The 18,296-nt window shown below is 51.4% G+C and carries 16 protein-coding genes and 2 pseudogenes; 3 read left to right on the top strand and 15 right to left on the bottom strand.

All coding sequences use genetic code 11. The features are described 5' to 3' along the window. Positions 1-156: 156 nt before the first annotated feature. From ACE5LO_RS03600 to ACE5LO_RS03580, 5 genes and pseudogenes are all read right to left on the bottom strand, one after another. Positions 157-867, bottom strand: coding sequence for a YitT family protein (locus ACE5LO_RS03600; RefSeq protein WP_375518693.1), 711 nt, complete (start codon positions 865-867; stop codon positions 157-159). 373 nt (positions 868-1,240) lie between these two features. After that, the gene (locus ACE5LO_RS03595; RefSeq protein ID WP_375518692.1) at positions 1,241-2,155 is read right to left on the bottom strand and encodes a DMT family transporter; all 915 of its coding nucleotides are present in this window, start codon (positions 2,153-2,155) and stop codon (positions 1,241-1,243) included. A gap of 140 nt (positions 2,156-2,295) precedes the next feature. Next, the gene (locus tag ACE5LO_RS03590; protein WP_375518691.1) at positions 2,296-3,588 is read right to left on the bottom strand and encodes an amidohydrolase; all 1,293 of its coding nucleotides are present in this window, start codon (positions 3,586-3,588) and stop codon (positions 2,296-2,298) included. A 60-nt stretch (positions 3,589-3,648) separates the two neighbouring features. Beyond that, positions 3,649-4,749 (bottom strand): MerR family transcriptional regulator, encoded by a 1,101-nt coding sequence (locus ACE5LO_RS03585; protein ID WP_375518690.1) that lies wholly within the window; start codon positions 4,747-4,749, stop codon positions 3,649-3,651. 171 nt (positions 4,750-4,920) lie between these two features. Next, positions 4,921-5,217 (bottom strand): annotated as a pseudogene (locus ACE5LO_RS03580) (NAD(P)H-dependent oxidoreductase); the annotation flags it as partial. A gap of 214 nt (positions 5,218-5,431) precedes the next feature. On the opposite strand from ACE5LO_RS03580, the gene ACE5LO_RS03575 reads away from it, so the two are divergent. Then, entirely contained in the window at positions 5,432-6,703 is a 1,272-nt protein-coding gene (locus ACE5LO_RS03575) for a DNA polymerase IV (protein WP_375518689.1), read from the top strand. Positions 6,704-6,813: 110 nt separating this feature from the next. After that, positions 6,814-7,116: pseudogene (locus ACE5LO_RS03570) on the top strand (class I SAM-dependent methyltransferase); the annotation flags it as partial. A gap of 401 nt (positions 7,117-7,517) precedes the next feature. Here ACE5LO_RS03570 and ACE5LO_RS03565 read toward each other — a convergent pair. From ACE5LO_RS03565 to fakA, 7 genes are all read right to left on the bottom strand, one after another. Continuing rightward, on the bottom strand, positions 7,518-8,540 hold the full coding sequence (locus tag ACE5LO_RS03565; RefSeq protein ID WP_375518688.1) for an NADH:flavin oxidoreductase/NADH oxidase: 1,023 nt from the start codon (positions 8,538-8,540) through the stop codon (positions 7,518-7,520). Positions 8,541-8,720: 180 nt separating this feature from the next. Beyond that, positions 8,721-9,167 (bottom strand): MarR family winged helix-turn-helix transcriptional regulator, encoded by a 447-nt coding sequence (locus ACE5LO_RS03560; RefSeq protein ID WP_375518687.1) that lies wholly within the window; start codon positions 9,165-9,167, stop codon positions 8,721-8,723. A 140-nt stretch (positions 9,168-9,307) separates the two neighbouring features. Then, positions 9,308-10,264, bottom strand: coding sequence for an SDR family NAD(P)-dependent oxidoreductase (locus tag ACE5LO_RS03555; protein WP_375518686.1), 957 nt, complete (start codon positions 10,262-10,264; stop codon positions 9,308-9,310). Between the two features lie 254 nt (positions 10,265-10,518). Next, positions 10,519-10,806: a stage VI sporulation protein F gene (locus ACE5LO_RS03550; RefSeq protein WP_375518685.1), complete on the bottom strand. Its 288-nt coding sequence runs from the start codon at positions 10,804-10,806 to the stop codon at positions 10,519-10,521. Between the two features lie 63 nt (positions 10,807-10,869). After that, positions 10,870-12,921 (bottom strand): ATP-dependent DNA helicase RecG, encoded by a 2,052-nt coding sequence (gene recG, locus ACE5LO_RS03545; RefSeq protein WP_375518684.1) that lies wholly within the window; start codon positions 12,919-12,921, stop codon positions 10,870-10,872. Further along, entirely contained in the window at positions 12,918-13,784 is an 867-nt protein-coding gene (fakB, locus tag ACE5LO_RS03540; protein WP_375518683.1) for a fatty acid kinase binding subunit FakB, read from the bottom strand. The genes recG and fakB overlap by 4 nt, the downstream gene beginning before the upstream one ends. A 37-nt stretch (positions 13,785-13,821) precedes the next feature. After that, a complete protein-coding gene (gene fakA, locus ACE5LO_RS03535) occupies positions 13,822-15,606 on the bottom strand; it encodes a fatty acid kinase ATP-binding subunit FakA (protein WP_375518682.1) in 1,785 nt (594 codons plus the stop codon). 421 nt (positions 15,607-16,027) lie between these two features. On the opposite strand from fakA, the gene rpmB reads away from it, so the two are divergent. Continuing rightward, positions 16,028-16,216, top strand: coding sequence for a 50S ribosomal protein L28 (rpmB, locus tag ACE5LO_RS03530; RefSeq protein ID WP_375353980.1), 189 nt, complete (start codon positions 16,028-16,030; stop codon positions 16,214-16,216). Positions 16,217-16,385: 169 nt separating this feature from the next. On the opposite strand, the gene spoVM is transcribed toward rpmB, so the two are convergent. The 3 genes from spoVM to rsgA all read right to left on the bottom strand — a co-directional run bounded on the left by spoVM (position 16,386) and on the right by rsgA (position 18,260). Further along, positions 16,386-16,466: a stage V sporulation protein SpoVM gene (spoVM, locus tag ACE5LO_RS03525; protein ID WP_040711006.1), complete on the bottom strand. Its 81-nt coding sequence runs from the start codon at positions 16,464-16,466 to the stop codon at positions 16,386-16,388. 211 nt (positions 16,467-16,677) lie between these two features. After that, positions 16,678-17,343: a ribulose-phosphate 3-epimerase gene (gene rpe, locus ACE5LO_RS03520; RefSeq protein WP_375518681.1), complete on the bottom strand. Its 666-nt coding sequence runs from the start codon at positions 17,341-17,343 to the stop codon at positions 16,678-16,680. A gap of 2 nt (positions 17,344-17,345) precedes the next feature. After that, complete coding sequence (rsgA, locus tag ACE5LO_RS03515) at positions 17,346-18,260, bottom strand: ribosome small subunit-dependent GTPase A (protein WP_375518680.1); 915 nt, start codon at positions 18,258-18,260, stop codon at positions 17,346-17,348. Positions 18,261-18,296: the final 36 nt, after the last annotated feature.

Here is an 18,296-nt window from a genome sequence, read left to right as displayed (position 1 = left end):
TATTATCAATCGATCAATTTCAACCTACACCGCAACTACAGAGTTTTTTAGTTGAGTGAATGACCAGCCCGCATTCTTTGCATTCATGAAGCAGGATTGCAGATAACGCCAAAAAACCGTTCGGAATTAATTACCGGACGGTTTTTAGACATTTTATCATGATGATTGCCGTACGCTTTGTACTCCAGTCAATGCTGTGCCGGCGGCAGGCTGGCCCTTTCCCTTAGCCTTGATATTGGCCTTGGCAGCAGACCTGAGTCTGAACCCGACCGTCAGCGTAATCATTTGACCAGCAATCCACACCGCAAAAATGGTATACATCGTTTCTTTGAAAGGCAAATAAAAGAGTGACAGCAGCAGCACGATACAGTCGCTTACAAAAAATACGCTGCCCAGCTTCCAGCCCTTCCACTCGCTGATCATAATGGACAGAATATCGTCTCCGCCTGTAGCTCCCCCGCTGCGCATAACGATTCCTGCGCCCAGCCCGGTCAACACCCCGGACAGCACCGAAGCAACAGCCAGATTGTCCTGCAAATTCATTACCGGCGCTGAAAACCATTCCAGGCCGCTGTAAAATATAGAGAACGCAGCCGCTCCCAATAGCGCGCGGGCCGCAAAGCGCCAGCCCCTGATCAGCCAGGCGGCGATCAGGACCGGTATATCCAGCAACAGCACGCTCCATGCCGGCGACAGTCCGAACGCATACTTGCCCAGCAGGGCAAGCCCTACAAAGCCGCCTTCAGACAAATGATTCGCAAAGTTAATATGGTAATAGGCAAATGCCAGAATGAAGGTTCCAAGCAGCATGACAGCTGTTTGTTCCGCCGTTCTGTTAAAAAGCTTCTTCTTGTTCGTTATCCTCATACAGGCTCCCCCGGTTTCTCGCAAGTTGGTTTATCATCAACCGGTACTCACGGAAGCTCGGGTGCAACATTCGCCTGGAGGACTTGGTCCTTCGCATTATAATCCCCTCTTCCGCAGTAGTCGGTCACCGACGTACACTCACGGAAGAGCTAAGTATAGGATAGATCATAACGTTTCCAAATCGTCCTTTGGGGAATCATCCTTCGGGGACTCATGGTATCCTGATCCTTTCTCTTTGGTTTGAAGGGACAGCACCTGCATACCGATGGGCTGTTCCTCCTAATCTATTATACCACACAGCGCCATGTGCCAAACAACTTGCTTGCGCGGATATTTCCGGCACATTTCAATAATTATGCGGCAGCAGGCGGCATTATGACGGGATATCCGCCTTTTTGCTCATTTTCTTGCCAGGATTTCCTCCCGGTTTGCGGTTCGCCACAAACACGCCGCCGAGAATCAGGACCAGACCCGCAAGCAGATTCCATCCGATGTGCTCGCCAAGCAGGGTGTACCCCCAGACCATGGCGCTCGCCGGAACAAGATAGGTTACGGAAGTCGCAAACTCCGGGCTTCCCTTCATCACCATATAATTGAACAAAATATAAGCCACGCCCGAGCCCAGCACACCAAGGCCGATAAAGGAGCCGAGGACGGCTGGCTCCGTCAGATCAGGAGCCTGTTCCGTAAAGACAGCGACCAGTCCGCTTCCCGCAGCCGCGCCTGCAAGTGTGGCAAAGGTCATTTGATACATGCTGAGCCCGCCGAGCAGGCGTCTGGACAGCTGCGTGCCAATCCCATAACATAGCGTGGCCGCCAGCATGCAGGCAAAACCGACCGGGTCCACTGAAATGATGGTCACAGGATTAATATCGAGCAGGACAATAATGCCTGCAAAGGCCACCAGCATTCCCGTCCATTGCATCCGGGTGAAGGAGGCCCTGAAAAACAGCAGCCCGACCAGCATGGCCCAGATCGGTGTCGTGGCATTCAGCACCGAGGCCATGCTGCTGGTCAGCCGTGTTTCGCTGAATGCGATCAAGCCCCAGGGGAGAGCCATATTCACCAGTGATACGACGACAGCCCCACCCCACGGTACTTGTTTTAAGGAAAAAGGCTTGCGCAAAACCAGCATAACGAGCAGGATGAATATCAGGCCGAATAAAGAACGCACGCTGGCTATCGCCCATGGGCCAAGGTCATGCTGCAGCAGCACCTTGATAAACAGGAAGGAGCCTCCCCAAATCAGACTAAGCAGAATCAGAGCTGCATATAATGAGCGAGACAACGGCATTCCTTCTTTCCCTATACGAGTTATATGTATCCATTTGTACAGCCCTCAAGTCTAAAAGAATACTCCTTTTCTGCCGCTATGAAAACCCCTGTTTGAAAAAAAATGAAGCATTGCCCGCACCTGCCCCTGACAGATTAAATCCCGGCCGTAATCCGTCGGGCGCGCACAGCCGTCTCGCGTATAATTTCCTCTTCATCTATCGTCAGCAGGCGCCGGCCCTGCATCAAAATACGCCCATTAACAATCGTCGTGTCCACATCGGCTCCGCCCACACTGTAGGCAAGCAGCGATTCTGCACGATGGACAGGCTGCAAATGCGGCTTGCGCAGATCGATCAGAATGATATCCGCTTTTTTGCCTGCCTCCAGCGTGCCGATTTCCTCCCTCAGCCCGAGCAGTTCAGCCCCGCCGGCGGTGGCCATGGCCAGTGCTTCTCCTGCTGTGAAGGAAGCGGGATTGCCGGATCGCAGCTTCTGCAGCCAGGCAGCTGCTTTGATTTCCTCGAACATATCAAGCCTTGTTGCGCTGCCCGCCCCGTCCGTGCCGAGTCCAACTGTTGTGCCCTGCTTCAGCAGCTCGGCCACAGGCGCAATGCCGCAGGACAGCTTCAGGTTGCTGACCGGATTATGGGCCACACCCCCCTTGATTCCGCGCAGCAGCTTTACGTCTTCCGGCGTTAAATGCACACCATGGGCAAGAAGAACATGGTCGTGGGCAAGTAGCCCCGTATCGGCCAAATATTCAGTTGGGGTGCAATTGTATTTCTCCCGTATTTTGGCGGTCTCCTCCATCGTTTCCGCAAGATGAGTATGCACAGGCACACGCTTGTCTGCGGCCAGCACAAGCGCTTCTTTCATAAAATGCGGAGGACAGGTATAAGGGGCATGCGGCCCGACCATCGTTGTGATTCTGCCGTCCGCCTGCCCATGCCAGCGGTCGATCAGGTCGGCCGCTTCCGCCATTCTCCGTCCCCCGTCGTCTTCGAGCCCGATGACACCACGCGTAAGGGAAGCTCGAATTCCCGTCTCCTTTACCGCTTCGGCGATCTCGTTCATATGAATATACATATCCGCAAAAGCCGTGGTGCCGGATTTGATCATTTCCGCAATACCCAGCTTCGCTCCCCAATAAATATCCTCCGGGGTCATGCGGTTTTCCGCAGGCAGCATTTTTCGTTCCAGCCAGTCCATTAGCTTCAGATCATCGCTAAAGGCCCGCAGCAGACTCATCGGTGAATGCTGATGGGCGTTGACGAGCCCGGGCATGGCGAGCATGCCGTGGCCGTCCAGCACCTCCTCCGCCTCTTCGGCAATGGACGGGCCTATGCTTGCGATGTGGCTGTCCCGGATCAAAAGATCACCCTCATAGGGGGCTTCCCCTTCCACCATAGTGAAGATCGTCGCACCCTTAATTTTAATTGCTGACATAAAGCTTCCTCCTGTCGTTTGGTTTATACCGACAGGTTACAGGATGCCCTTGCGTGAAGGTCAAGGCCGAATCTCTCCTGCTTCTGCAGGCAGGGGACCACGCTGAACGGGAACCGCATAAATCATGTGCACGGCTCCGCTGATAGGGTGAACCGCCGCCAAATAACCGTTCCTTCCGAACCATTCCAGCAGCTCCTGACAATGTGCATAGTATACAGGCGTATCCAAGGAACCGATCACCGTGTCGGCCACATCCATCACCGGCAGATCGTTCCCCGGACTGCCCTCTTCCGCGTACATCAAATCCGCGATGCAGATTCGGCCGTGAGGCTTCAGTACCCGCTTCATCTCGGACAGTGCCACCGGCTTCTGCTCCGGGGTCAGATGACGCAGCGCATAACTGCTTGCCACAAAGTCGAAGCTTCCATCCAGATAAGGTATGGACAGCAAATTGCCCAGTCTCGCCTCCACCTGCGGGAATTTGCGGCGACACTGCTTCAGCATTTCCATGGACTGGTCGATCCCCGCCATTGCCGCACCAGCTTCCGCAAGCAATCCTGCCAGGTTGCCCGTGCCGGCGCCGGCATCCAGGCCCCTTTCCCCCGGAGCGGGAAGAACGCGTTCCACCATCATCCGCAAGGTCGTCGTATAGGCCAGGTGCCGCCCCCCGCTGCTATCCGTTCCGCTGACCAGCTCATCATGCACGGCGGCGCGGCTGTCGAAATCCCATGTGTCCCGCCAGCCGTCACGCAGCTGGCGGCGATGCTTCAGGCCTCCGGCCAGCTCGAACAGGTCCTCCCATTCAGGACCGCGCTCCCCTTGGAGCTGCCGGATCATAAAATCAGCCGCATCCAGATTGCGCTTGCCTTCCATCCAGCGGTCGAACATGGCGGAACGCTGCTGCTCCAGCACATAGACCGCCTCCTCGTGTAGCCCACGATCCAGCAGCTCCAGCAGCTGCTTAACCTCTCCCACCCCCATGCCGAATTCACGCAGCGTCACAATGATGCGCAGGCGCAGCGCATCCCGCTGGCTGAACAGCCGATAGCCGTTCCCCGGGTCCTTGCCGGGCCGGATCATCCCTTTTTCCTCATAAAACCGGATCGCCCGCGCGGAAATATTCAGCTGCCGGGCCAGTTCGTTAATTTTCATTCTATGCATATTCCGTTCCCCTCCCTGTGTCCACATCATTATAAAACATTGACGCAACGTTAAGGTAAGCACGGGCCAATTGCTCCCCACATTCAGGGATAAAGGTGAATGCCCGCCGCTTTTCCGGAATGACAAAAAGGCGGGTATTGGACGGAATACCGCCCGTCAATACCCGCTTCATTTGCCGTGCAGTTTTGTTCCACCCTCGCCAAAGGCCCAGCCGTAAGCCAGGACCATATCCTCCCATTTTTTCAAAAGCGGCGGTGTGCTGTACCAATAAAACGGGAACTGCAGAACGATACGGTCATGTTCCTCCAGCAATTGCTGCTCACGTGCCACATCAATCTGTTCGGACGGATATTCCTCATACAGATTATGTACGGTCACGTTTGACTTGCCTTGAAGCTCCTCGACCCACCGTTTGTTAATGCGGGATTGCTCCAAATGGGGATGCGCCACAATAACTAATGTTTTCATTCAAGATCTGCCCTCTTTCATAATAATTAACATTCGAATTAATTGTAACTACATTAGTTACATATGATCGTTTTAGCTACTCTTTTGTGATTCGTCAAGTCTTTAGTTATTCATTTTTAGAAACCAGTAATTACCTCATACATAGAACAAATGTTTGTTCTATAATATACAGGAATGTACGTTCGCATTTATACCTTAAGTTGGAGGAAACAAGATGGCTAAGACAAATGAGCGAACCATTTTTTTGGCAGACTGCCAGAGCTTCTATGCCAGTGTCGAGAAAGCAGAACATCCGGAGTATAAAAACAAGCCGCTTGTGGTAGCAGGAGACCCTACACGCAGGTCGGGGATTATTTTGGCCGCATGTCCTATAGCCAGAAAACACGGTGTAGCTACAGCCGAACGCCTCGGTCAAGCACTCAAGAAGTGTCCGGAGTTGGTCATTGTACGTCCCCGCATGAAATATTATATTGATGTTTCTTTGAAAATCACCGAGATATATAGGAAATATACCGACTTGGTGGAGGTTTTCAGCGTTGACGAGCAGTTTCTCGATGTGTCCCGCAGCCAGCATATATTCGGCAGCGATCCCATGACCATTGCCCGGGAAATCCAGCAAAAGGTTCTGCTTGACACCAAGATCTGGGTGCGGATTGGCATCAGCTCCAACAAAATGCTGGCCAAAATCGCAACCGATATTTGGGCGAAGAAGAACAAGAGCGGCCTGTTCACGCTGTCCAGGAACGAGATAGAACCTCTGTTGTGGCCGCAGCCGGTGAACAAAATGTTCGGCGTGGGCTCACGCATGACAGCCCATTTCGCGCGGCTCGGCATGACCACCATCGGAGATATTGCCAGAACGCCCTTGCCTGAGCTGAAGCGCAAATTTCGTGCCCATTTTGGCAAGCAATCGGATATTCAGGCTGAAGTGATGTGGAGAACAGCCAACGGCCTGGACGACAGCCCTGTCGCCCCGTACACGTTCAGCACTCCGCAGAAGTCGATCGGCCATATGATGACCCTGCCCAGGGATTATGTAGAGCCGCACGAGGTGGAGACCATTTTGCTGGAGCTCACGGAGGAAGTATGTCGGGACACCCGCCGCAAAGGATACATGGGCTCCGTGGTCACCGTTGGCTGCATGTGCAGCCCGTACGAGACGCCGACCGGATTTTCCCGCCAGATGAAGCTGCCTGATCTGACCAACAATACGAATAAAGTCTACCAAACCGTGAAGGAGATTTTCTATAAGTTCTGGAATCATATGCCGGTACGGCGCCTGGGTATCAGCCTGAGTGGTTTGACGGACGGGGAGACATACCAGCTCTCCTTCTTTGAAGACGAGGAGCGAACCCGCTCTCTGGAAAAAGCCACGGACAGCATTAAAGAACGGTATGGCAGCGCGGCGATCATCCGGGCCTCCTCCCTCACCCCCGCCGGGCAGGCTTTGGAGAGATCTTTGAAAATCGGGGGGCATTATAAATGAGAGGGGGTTTATCTTTCATCTTCAGAATTTTTTTAGATTTATCCTCGTGAATTCCTTAGATTTTTCCGTTACTATGTTTATGTGGAAAACAAAGCGAGGGGGAAAAATAGTTGAACATCAATGAAAATCTGCTTTTTTTAAAAGGCTTTCTCCAAAATCCAAAACGAGTGGGAAGTGTCCTGCCTAGTTCCCGGTTTCTAGGGGCTAAAATGGTTCAAAATGTACCATGGAATGAGGTCAAGGCTGTCGCAGAGCTCGGGTCAGGTACAGGTGCTATCACACGTTTCATCAAGACACAGCTGACTGGATCAACGAAAGTGTTATTGTTTGAAATGGATAAAAAAATGAGAAATAATTTGAGGACAGAATACCCGGATTTCGCATGCCATTCAAACGCTTGCCACATGGTTGATTGCAGCATCTGCTATGTTACGATAAAAGACCTTTTCAAATTCTAATGGTCGCGACCGACGCTATTTTCCTTAATCTAGGCGAAAATATCCGGGTTAAGCGAAATAAGCGCCATGACAACTACTATAATTTGAAATCAACGTCTTGGAGCCAATAGAGGTTGTGGCAACCGTTAGAATAGTTTTGTGGTTAGATATGTACCCTTATCCGGTTTGTTTCAACGCTATTATTACAAAATACAAAGGACGTCCCAAGCCGTTTCGGCTCTAAGATACGTCCTCTTTTTCTTATCTATTATACTACAATTGTTAATCAATCACTTAACTTCAACAAAGGATTGGAGATATTGAAGGATAACTTGTGAAAAAGGCAGCCATATCAGGCCGCCTTTGTACTCATTTGATTAAAAACCAGTCTTATACTGTTTAGGGACAGGTGCATCCTTTCTTAGCATAGCCGCTGCTTCCAGCGCCCAATAAGGATTTCTCAGCATACCTCTTCCTATCGCTACAAGATCGGCTTCTTCATTGCCAATGACAGCATTAGCCAGTGTAGGATCGTCGAGCCTGCCGACAGCGACTACCGGAACGTCTAATGCCATCTTAATTTCCTTCGCCAGCGGCACTTGGTATGCAGCGTGTGTGCCAGGTCTTCCCGATGCTCCAATAGGCCCCTCTCCACCTGAGGAGATGTCAAAGATGTCTACTCCCGCCATCTTATATTCTTTTGCAAATACAGCACTTTCATTCAGTCCGTAACCGCCTTCGACATATTCCTTAGCTGATATCCGCATCATTAGTGGCATACTTTCAGACATTTCAGCTTTGGCGGCCTGGATGATCTCCTTACCGAATTTAGTTAGATCTTGTCCATACTCATCGTCTCTCTTATTCGTAAGCGGAGAATGAAACTGGTGGATTAAGTAGCCATGAGCACCATGAATTTCAATGGTATCGAAACCTGCTTTGACCGCACGTCTAACCGCGTTCCGGAATTTTTCCACCATTTCCTTAACTTCAGATGTAGAGAGAGCTCTTGGCGTTTTGGAATTCTCATCAAAAGGAATTGCAGATGGAGCAACAGGCACTTCAGCATCTTCTGCCTTACGCCCTGCGTGGGCAATTTGAATACCCACTTTTGCACCATAGCTGTGGCAGGCGTCCACGATTCTTTTTAAAGCTGGAATCTGATCATCAGACCATAGTCCCAGGTCAAAATCCGTTATCCGACCGTCCGGTTCCACATCTGTCATCTCAACCATGATCAATCCGGCTCCGCCTATAGCCCGGCTTACATAATGCATGTAATGCCATTCCGTCGCAATTCCGTCTTTTTTATCAACCGAATACTGACACATCGGCGGCATCATAATTCTGTTTTTCAGTTCCAATCCTTTTATTTTGTAAGGACTAAATAAATCCATCATAAAAAATGAACTCCTTTTATAATTTTATATGCATGTGCATGCATTTAATTTAACACGACAATCTGTGACTGTCAACTTTATGGTTTGTAGGTTGTTGGGGTATGAAAAAATAACCCGGAGAAATTTTCCGGGCCTTGGTCAATATTTCCACTCATTAACATTTACTCACTTTTACAATTTTTAAGATTCCTCTAACTCAAATTTTTCGATCAATAATTTTAGCTCACGGCGAAGGCCGTCATTGAGAAAAGCCCCTTGCAAAATTTCATTATAGGTAGCCATAGCTTTTCTTAACTTCTCTTCACCATATTCCGTCATGCGGGTGTACACCCCTCTACGGTCGTCTTCACAAACATACCTTTCCAGGGCTCCGCAGTTTTTGGCCTCCATTCTAGCGACCAGCCTTGAAATGGCACTCTGGCTTAAACCGACCATCTCTTGCAGTTGCTGTAGCCGCAGCTTTTTTTCGCTTGTCTGAGAAAGGAAATAGAGCACGTAAAATTCTTTTAAGGATAAACTGCATTGTTCTTGCAAAGCACTATCCAGTTTGTTGTTAATTCTCTCTTGTAAGTTGGTAAGAGTTAACCAGTTATCTAAAAGCATGTTGTTATTGGCGTTTGTTTGCATTTGCTCCACCTGTCTGTTTTATAGCGATCACATTAGATCCTTTGGGATCTTTTTTTGAATATAATTATAACGCATTGCAGGACCAGTTGCATTCAAGTCCTTTCATTGGCAGCGCAGCGTTCATACGGCCCTTAATTCTTTTACTTTCTCTTCTGCAATTCACGAATGGTGGTCGCAATCCCGTCCGCGTGGCTGGTAGCGGGTACTTTCCCAATATAACGTTCATATTTCTCTCCACTCAAGCGCAAGGGTTCTTCCGTCAAGTAAAGCATTTCAATAATCTCCTTCATCACTGGAACAAATGATCCAAGGAGCGATAGTCCTGTTCTGCCGAGCGGGATCACAGGCTTCTTCGTTCCGCTAGCCTGCCGGGCAATGCGCACAATCTCATGTCCGGAAATAATATCCGAGCCGGGAATGTTCCAGTTCTGCCCGTAGGCATGATCATGTCCTGCAATCTCCACAACCATAATGGCCGCATCCGGCAAGTACACGTATTCACGGGAAACCTTCATGTTGCCGATGAAAAAGGCCATTTTGCCCGCTGCGATGGCTTCGAGTGTACCGCCCAGATAAGACGCCTGATTCGCTGTCGGCCCGTAATAATCCGGCAAACGAACAATCATGGCTTTCACATTGTTCCAGCGTTTGTTGAAGATCATCTGTTCAAAAGCAAGACGAGTTTTGCCTTTCCTTGTGTGAGGCTGCTTGGGATGATCCTCGGTCACTTTATCCATCTGTCTTCTTCCATAGGGATAAATACCGTCGATCGCGACAACCTTTACACCCAGCCGGTTGGCGGCCTCCATAATGGACTCGCCCAGCGGAATCAGCTTGCTCTCCATTTCATGATAAGGAACATTGGCGCAATGAAATAACACATCGGCTTCTTTTGCCGCAGCCACAACGTCATCCGGCCGGAAGGCATTGCCTACAGCAAGCGACAGGTGTGCCGGATTTCCCAGCTGAGCGGCAAGCTCCTCCAGCTTTTGCCGGGAACGGCCAAACGCGATGACGGGTATTCCCCGTTTTGCCAGCTCGGCTGTAATTACAGCTCCTGTTCCGCCTGTTGCACCTACGACGATTGCTTTTTTCATGATTTATCAACCTCTCTTTTTAATTTTGTGATTAATCAATCACTAACTTAAGTTCATCATACTGCAACGGATAGTGATCAGTCAATAACTAAAGTCGAATTTTTTTGCTTGGACATCTTGCTTTAGAAATCCGGGCATCCCCAGCGCAGTGGAGATGTTGCAGTATCCCGCTCAAGATTGCAAGGAGGCAGCATTAATAACAATACAAAACAGGGCGCTTCCTGACCTGAAAGCCAGAAAACGCCCTGTTTTCCTTACCTGAACATGCCCCACAGCTTGATCAGATGAAGCGTATTTTTCGGATCAATGCGCTGGCCGACGATAAACGCGACCAACTGCTCCTCCTGCGCAGACGTCAGCTTTTCATGGAGAATGGTGGCCGATGATTTCACCAGCCGCTGCACGACCGCCTTGTTTTGCAAATCCGCCTTCGTAACTCCTTCAATCAGCTTCTTGATCCGCTCCTTGGCGGCAGGGTTCTTCATCTTCAGCTTTACCCGCTCCACCAGCTGCGGACTGATTCCGTACTGTTGATAGCCCATTTGTACCAGCCTCCCGTCAAAAGCATCCGTCTATAATATATGACGAGAGCTGGTCCAATGTGCCTAGTCGATCAAATCTCCCTGAAAAATCTGTTCCTGCTGCAAATAATCACGCAGCCCTTCGTATACCGGAGAGGTCCAGAAGGACGAATCCTGAATGAGGCTGACGGCGTCCTCGCGCGCCTGCTCCAGTACCTCGAAATCGGCAACCATGTCGGCCAGACGGAACTCTGGCAGTCCGCTCTGCTTCGTGCCGAAGAAATCACCGGGACCGCGCAATTCCAAATCCCGGCGCGCAACCTCAAATCCGTCATCCGTTTCGGTCATGGCCTTCATCCGTTCCTGACCGACCTCCGATTTTGGATCGGCGATCAGCACGCAGTACGAAGCATACTCCCCGCGTCCGACACGTCCGCGCAGTTGGTGCAATTGGGACAATCCGAACCGGTCGGCGTCCATGATGACCATCAGCGTGGCGTTGGGCACATCGACCCCTACTTCCACAACCGTCGTCGATACGAGCAGTTGTATCTCATTCGCGTAGAACAAACGCATCACTTCTTCCTTCTCCGCCGCGGTCATGCGGCCATGCAGCAGACCTACCTTGAAGCCAGGAAACGCCTGCTGCATCTGGATATGAAGATCAATGGCGTTCTGTACGTCAAGCTTGTCAGATTCTTCAATGAGCGGACAGATCAGATAGGCTTGTCTGCCCTGGTTCACTTCACGTGAAATAAAACCAAGCACCCTGTCCATCTTGTCATGCTTCACCCAATAAGTCGAGATCGGAATCCGCCCTTTGGGCCGCTCCGAAATCGTCGACACGTCCATATCCCCAAAAGCCGTAATGGCGAGCGTCCGCGGAATGGGGGTCGCCGTCATGGTCAGCACATCCGGATTATAGCCTTTGCGGCGCAGCACACTCCGCTGGTTGACACCGAAGCGATGCTGCTCGTCAGTTACGACCAGTCCGAGCTGCCGGAAATAGACGTCCTCCTGAATAAGCGCATGCGTGCCTACGACGATATCGATCAGTCCCATTTGCAGGGAGGCCAGCAGATCCTTCCGCTTCCGGCCGGTCACGCTCCCGGTTAGCAACGCAACCGTAATTCCGAACGGCTCAAATAGCCTCTGCAGCGAGCGGGTATGCTGCTCTGCCAAAATTTCCGTCGGCACCATGAGCGCTCCCTGAAATCCGGAGCGGACCGTGGCGAACAACGCAATAGCGGCAATGACCGTTTTGCCTGATCCGACATCTCCCTGCAAAAGTCTGTTCATACAGCTGTGAGAACGCATATCATGAAGAATTTCAAGCTCAACCTTCTTCTGCGCATCGGTCAGCTCAAAGGGCAGGCTGCGTACAAATTCACGGATAGTGGTGTTGTCTGCCGTATGTATGACCCCGTTCATTTTGCCCCGGTTCAGCGCGCGAAACGCCTGCATTTTAAGCTGAAACAGGAATAGTTCCTCAAACACCATCCTGCGCCGTGCTTCCTGTCCTTCCCGGTTGTCCTGCGGCCGGTGAATGGCGGCGATCGCCTGCTTGCGGGGAATCAGACTGTATTTGCGGATCAGTTGCTGTGGCAGCAGCTCGGGAATCATCTCACCAAACTGCTGCAGAGCCTGGTTGATCGTTTTGCGCATCCAGCTCTGTGTAACTTTGCCTCCGACGGAATAGACCGGCTGCAAAGTACCTGAACGCGTCGTTCCTTTATCCGGAAACTCGGCATCGGAGGCTGTCAGTTGCATCCGCTTGCCATCCCATTTGCCTGACACGATAATTTCCCTGCCTGCTGTAAGCTGATCCTTCAGAAAATGGCGGTTAAACCAGGTGGCCGTAAACATCCATTCATCCGCCATCAGCTTGCAGGTCAGCCGCGATTTTTTGCCATAACGCTGCAGCACAGGTATGCCCATAATCTTGGCCTGCACGGTAATCTTGTCTCCATCCTTGACCTCCGTCAAGGAACGCAGCCTGTAATCCTCATAACGGAACGGGTAATATTCCAGCAGCTCTCTGACATTAGAGATGCCAAAGGCGTGAAGCTCCCCCTCCTTGAGAGCACTCACGCCGTTGATTTGTTTTAAAACGATATGATCCAGCTTCATGTTCATCCCTCACCCCCGGCAGGCCACACAAAGACAGCAATCGTACCGGGTCCAACATGGGTGCCGATCACGGCTCCGATCTCCGTATACAGCACATCGGCAACATCGAAACGGCTGCGTAACATGTCCGTCAAGCTCTCAAGCGTGGAAAGATCAGCTGTATGCCCCAGCACTACATGGATCTTTTGGCCTTTAACCTTGTGCTCCAGCATTTCGACAATACGGTTCATCGCTTTTTTGTGTCCTCTTGCCTTTTCTACAGGATAGATAATCCCATCCTGATCTATGGACAAAATCGGCTTGATATTCAGCAGCGTCCCGATGGCCGCCGCCGCTTTGCCGATTCGTCCGCCCTTTTGCAAATATTCTAGCGTATCAACGAGAAAATATAGCTGACGCTGGCGGCCCAGCTCCTCCAGGGAGCGGATAATCTCCACTGCTTCCCGACCTGCTGCCGCCATCCGGGCGGCATGCACCACCAGATAGCCGTATCCGTAAGAAGCGGACTTTGAGTCATATACTGCAACCGGCTGCTCATTATCCAGCATGGAGCGGCCGATCACGGCCGATTGATATGTCCCGCTTACACCTGAGGACAGATGTATAGATACAATCTGAGCGTCAGGATATGCTTCGAGAATGGTCTCATAAGCATGGCTGAACTCGGCGGGCGAGGGCTGGGACGTGGTCGGCAGCTCCTTCGACCTGACCAGTTCCGGGTAGAAGCGTCCGGCGGGCATTTCAACCCCGTCGAGATACGCCTCTTCGCCAAACATCACCGTCAGCGGCACGATGCGGATGTGCAGCTCATCGGCAAGTTCTTTCGGTATATCCGCCGTACTGTCCGTCACTATGAATGCTCTGCGCATACTTCACTCTCCTCTCCCGGCCCTGTAACATGCCAGCTTAACTCTCAACGGAGAAGAGGTACGAATAGATAGGCTGTCCGCCTTCATGCACTTCCACTTCCGTATCCGGATATTCCTGCCCCAGCCAGGAGACGAGAGCTTCCGTATCGGCTTCGCTGCTGTCAGAGCCGGTCAGAATCATGACGACCTCGTCACCGCCCACAATCATTTGGGAGAGCAGCTCGCGGCAGGTCGGCAGCAGTTCCTCTTCGGAAGCCACAATCTTCGAGTTGTGGATGCCGATATAATGACCTTCTTTAATCTCGATATCATCGATGACCGTATCCCGCACGGCATTCGTAACCTGGCCTGATTTGACACGGCTGACCGCGTCCAGCATGTTTTCGCGATTCATCGCTGCCGTTTCTTCCTCCTGGAAGGCAACTGCCGCCGCGATTCCCTGCGGAATCGTCTTGCTCGGGATTACTGTGACCAGCCGCTCTCCCTCCAGCAGCTCGCGGGCCTGCTCCGCAGCCAGGACAATGTTCGAGTTGTTCGGAAGAATAAAAATGTGCTGGGCTGCGATCGCCCGGGCCGCATTGACAAAATCCTCTGTGCTCGGATTCATCGACTGCCCTCCGGACAGCACGACGTCCACGCCCAGGCTTGAAAAGATATCCGTTATTCCCTGTCCTGACGACACGGCGATAAATCCGATAGGCGCCAGCTCATGCGCGGGCGGCTCGGAAGGCTCTTCTTCCCGCACCGGCTCTGCCGGGATGTCGGCAAACCATTCCGGTTCGGGAGCGGCGTCCCTGCCTGCCGACAGCAGCTCACGGTGCTGCTCGCGCATATTCAAAATGCGGATTTGTGTAATTTCACCATGCTGCAGCGCCAAATTCAGCACCTCGCCAGGAGCCTTGGAATGCACATGCACTTTGATGATATCGTCGTCCGCAATCACAATGATAGAGTCCCCGTTCACTGACAACGCTTTCCGGAATTTTTCCTCATCAAAGGCAGGATGGGCGGATCCGCCCAATTGGCGATGAATGAAAAACTCCATATCGTATAAAAATTCAATGTTTTCGGTTTCCAGTTTCGCCTGTGCCGACATCGGCGCATCGGGAGCAACCATTACGGCTGCGGGAACCGCTGTTCCGCCGGGAGTATACGCGGCAAGCTTCTGTCCTGGCGACTTCTTCTGCGCTGCGGGATAAGATATTCCGCTGCGGAGATACTGCACAAAGCCTTCATAAATATAAACAAGTCCCTGACCGCCAGAGTCGACAACGCCTACCTGCTTTAACACAGGCAGCATCTCCTTCGTCATGGCAAGTGCTTCCTTCGCCTTGCCGAGCACTTCTTCCATAAGCTCTGTCACATCATTGGCACGGCGGGCATAATAAACAGCGTGTTTGGCCGCTTCCTTGGCCACTGTCAGAATCGTGCCCTCAACCGGCTTCATAACCGCCTTATATGCGGCATCCACGCCGCTCTGCAGAGCCGACGCAAACTGAAGGGTATTTAATTCCTCGTATGGGGCAGCGTAACGGCTAAAGCCGCGGAACAACTGCGACAGGATGACCCCGGAATTGCCCCGGGCTCCCATTAATAGCCCTTTGGAAAGAATGCCGGACATAACGCCAATGGAAGCGGAGTTCCCCTTCTTGATCTCAGCTACGCCCGCACTCATCGTCAAATTCATATTCGTCCCCGTATCGCCATCAGGCACCGGGAATACATTCAGGGAATTGACGTGTTCCGCATGCTGCTGCAATTGTTCCGCTCCGGCCAACACCATTGCGGTAAAATCTGTTCCATTCAAAGAACGTTTACTCAATGAGAATTCCCCTTCCTCGCTTTATACGCATGTCCATAAGCCGCAGTAATCTTAAATTCCACAAAAGACGGCGCAAGATGATTTAAAGTCAGCATGGAAAGCCCGGGTCATGCTGGCCCAGGCCGGTATACTCGATTGTACATGTCTTAGAGCACAACCTGCTGCTTCTAATGAATACGTATGCTTATCTGTTAATGTTCCAATGATTAGTTTAAAATATTAAGTCCTACAATCAAGAAAAACGCACATTGAACTAATCATTATTGTACTATAATGAACAATAGAAATAAATAAAGTTTTTGGATCAGTTGACGCCGCTTTTTTGACTGTGATATTATATTTAAGTATTGTTTTGTTCAGATGATTATTTTAACCATTAACCTGTTGATAAAGGTGATTTCCAGAATAGGAGGTGGAATCTATGTCTCGCAAATGTTATGTAACAGGTAAAGCGCCTGGCAGCGGTAACCACGTATCTCACGCTAACAACCGTAACCGCCGTACCTGGGGTGTCAATGTACAAAAAGTTCGCATCCTTGTTAACGGTAAACCAAAACGTGTTTATGTCAGCACTCGTGCCTTGAAATCCGGCAAAGTGACTCGCGTATAATCGTACAATAGGCAAAAGGCACCTCGTTTAAAACAACGGGTGCTTTTTTTATTGAGTTTTCTTCACTTCAGCTCCCGGCATGCTCCCGCGTTTTCCGTCCCCGGTTGCCCCCCTTAGCAACCGGCACGGGATACATGCCTGGCCAGCCTGCAACTGACACGGATGCTTCCTAGCTTTTCTGGAATGTATTCAAAATCGCTTTTACGAAGCCTCCCAGAAATTTCGGCAGCTTGATCGTGTAAAACTTCATGCTTCACCCTCCCCATAATCCTCATGCGTCCGTTCTCTATAGACTATGCACCTGTTTTAACCTTGTGCCCGACAAAAAAAAGGGTTACATGAGAATATACTGCTCATGTAACCATGTTTATGCATAGCGTGCCGTGCCTATTCCAGCAGATCAAAGCGCACGCGGCAAAGCCGTTTAACCGGAAGGGAACTGCAATGTCGACTCTTCAGCCTCATGCCTGCAGATCCGCGCTCTTGCGAATGGCGGCAATCGCGGCTGCGCGGTCAGGACGGCTGTATACGGCGCTGCCGGCAACCAGCACGTCCGCGCCCGCTTCCACGACCGCTGCAGCTGTCTCTTCCGTTATGCCTCCATCCACTTCAATATGTACGTCCGGACGGCCCATTTCATTCAGCCACGAGCGGATTTGTCTGATTTTGGACAGCGTCCCCGGAATAAAGGATTGGCCTCCAAAGCCGGGATTTACCGTCATAACCAGAACCATATCAATGTCCGGGAGCACTTCCTTGACTGCATAAGCAGGCGTTCCGGGGTTCAGAGCAACACCGGCCAATTTGCCCTGCTCTTTGATCATGTGAACGACACGGTGCAGATGCACACACGCTTCAGCGTGGACTGTAATGACATCGGCTCCGGCCTTCACAAAATCCGCAATATAACGTTCAGGCTGTTCAATCATCAAATGCATGTCCAGCGGAAGCTTGGTGTACGGACGAATGGCGGAGACAATGGGCGGACCCAGTGTAATGTTAGGGACGAAATGACCGTCCATGACATCCACATGAATCCAGTCTCCGCCGCCGGCTTCCGCCTCGGCCACTTCGCTGCCGAGCTTGGCGAAATCCGCAGACAGAATGGATGGCGCAATTTTGATCATAGTTAGTACCTCCGCTTCTTTTCTTTCATTTCTTCAAAAAATTGTACATAGTTCTCATACCTGCTGCGAGCAATTTCCCCCGTCTCCACGGCTTCCGCAACCTTGCAGCCGGGTTCGTGAATATGTGTGCATCCACGGAATTTGCACTCAGCCCCATAGGAGACAAATTCCCGGAAGCAGGAAGACAACTCCTCCACACCAAGCTCCAGAAAATCAAGCTGGCTGAAGCCCGGCGTATCCGCAACCAGGCCGCCGTTATCCAACGGGATCAGCTCCACGTGTCTTGTCGTGTGCCGGCCGCGCCCGAGCCTGAAGCTGATGGCGCTTGTCTCCAGCGCAAGACCTGGCTTCAGGGCATTCAGCATGGAAGACTTACCGACTCCCGACTGTCCGGAGAAGACGCTGATGCGGCCAGCCAGCAGTTCCTTCACCCGCTCGGTCCCCAAACCGGTCTTGGAGCTCGTGATCACAACCTCGTAACCCGCTTGCTCATAAAGGCGGCGGACCTGCTCAAGGGAAGCATCCGGCTCTTCCTCGGCCAGCAGATCGCGTTTGGTCAAACAAATGACCGTATCCAGCCCGGCGTGTTCAATATGAACCAGAAATTTATCCATCAAGGCGAGATTCAGATCCGGCTCTCTTACCGAGAAGAGCAGAACAGCCAGTGATACATTCGCTACCGGTGGACGTATAAGCTCGGAGTCCCTTTTCATAATTTCATCCACAATTCCCTCGCCGTTCTCGGTAAGGGTGAATTTCACACGGTCGCCTACGAGAGGTGACTCGCCTCTTTTCTTGAAAATACCGCGTGCCCTGCACTGCACAGCCTGCTCGCCGGAAAGGGGTTTGCCCTCTTCATCCAGCTGCGCGACATAATAGTAGCCGCTGAGCGCCTTGACAATCAGTCCTTCGGGCATATATAAGCTATCCTCCTTCATAATAGGAAATCAATG

It is taken from the genome of Paenibacillus medicaginis (assembly GCF_042138635.1).
GTDB classification, from domain to species: domain Bacteria; phylum Bacillota; class Bacilli; order Paenibacillales; family Paenibacillaceae; genus Paenibacillus; species Paenibacillus medicaginis.
The sequence above is the reverse complement of the archived record's forward strand: the minus strand, read 5'-3'. Positions and strand labels throughout refer to the sequence as shown.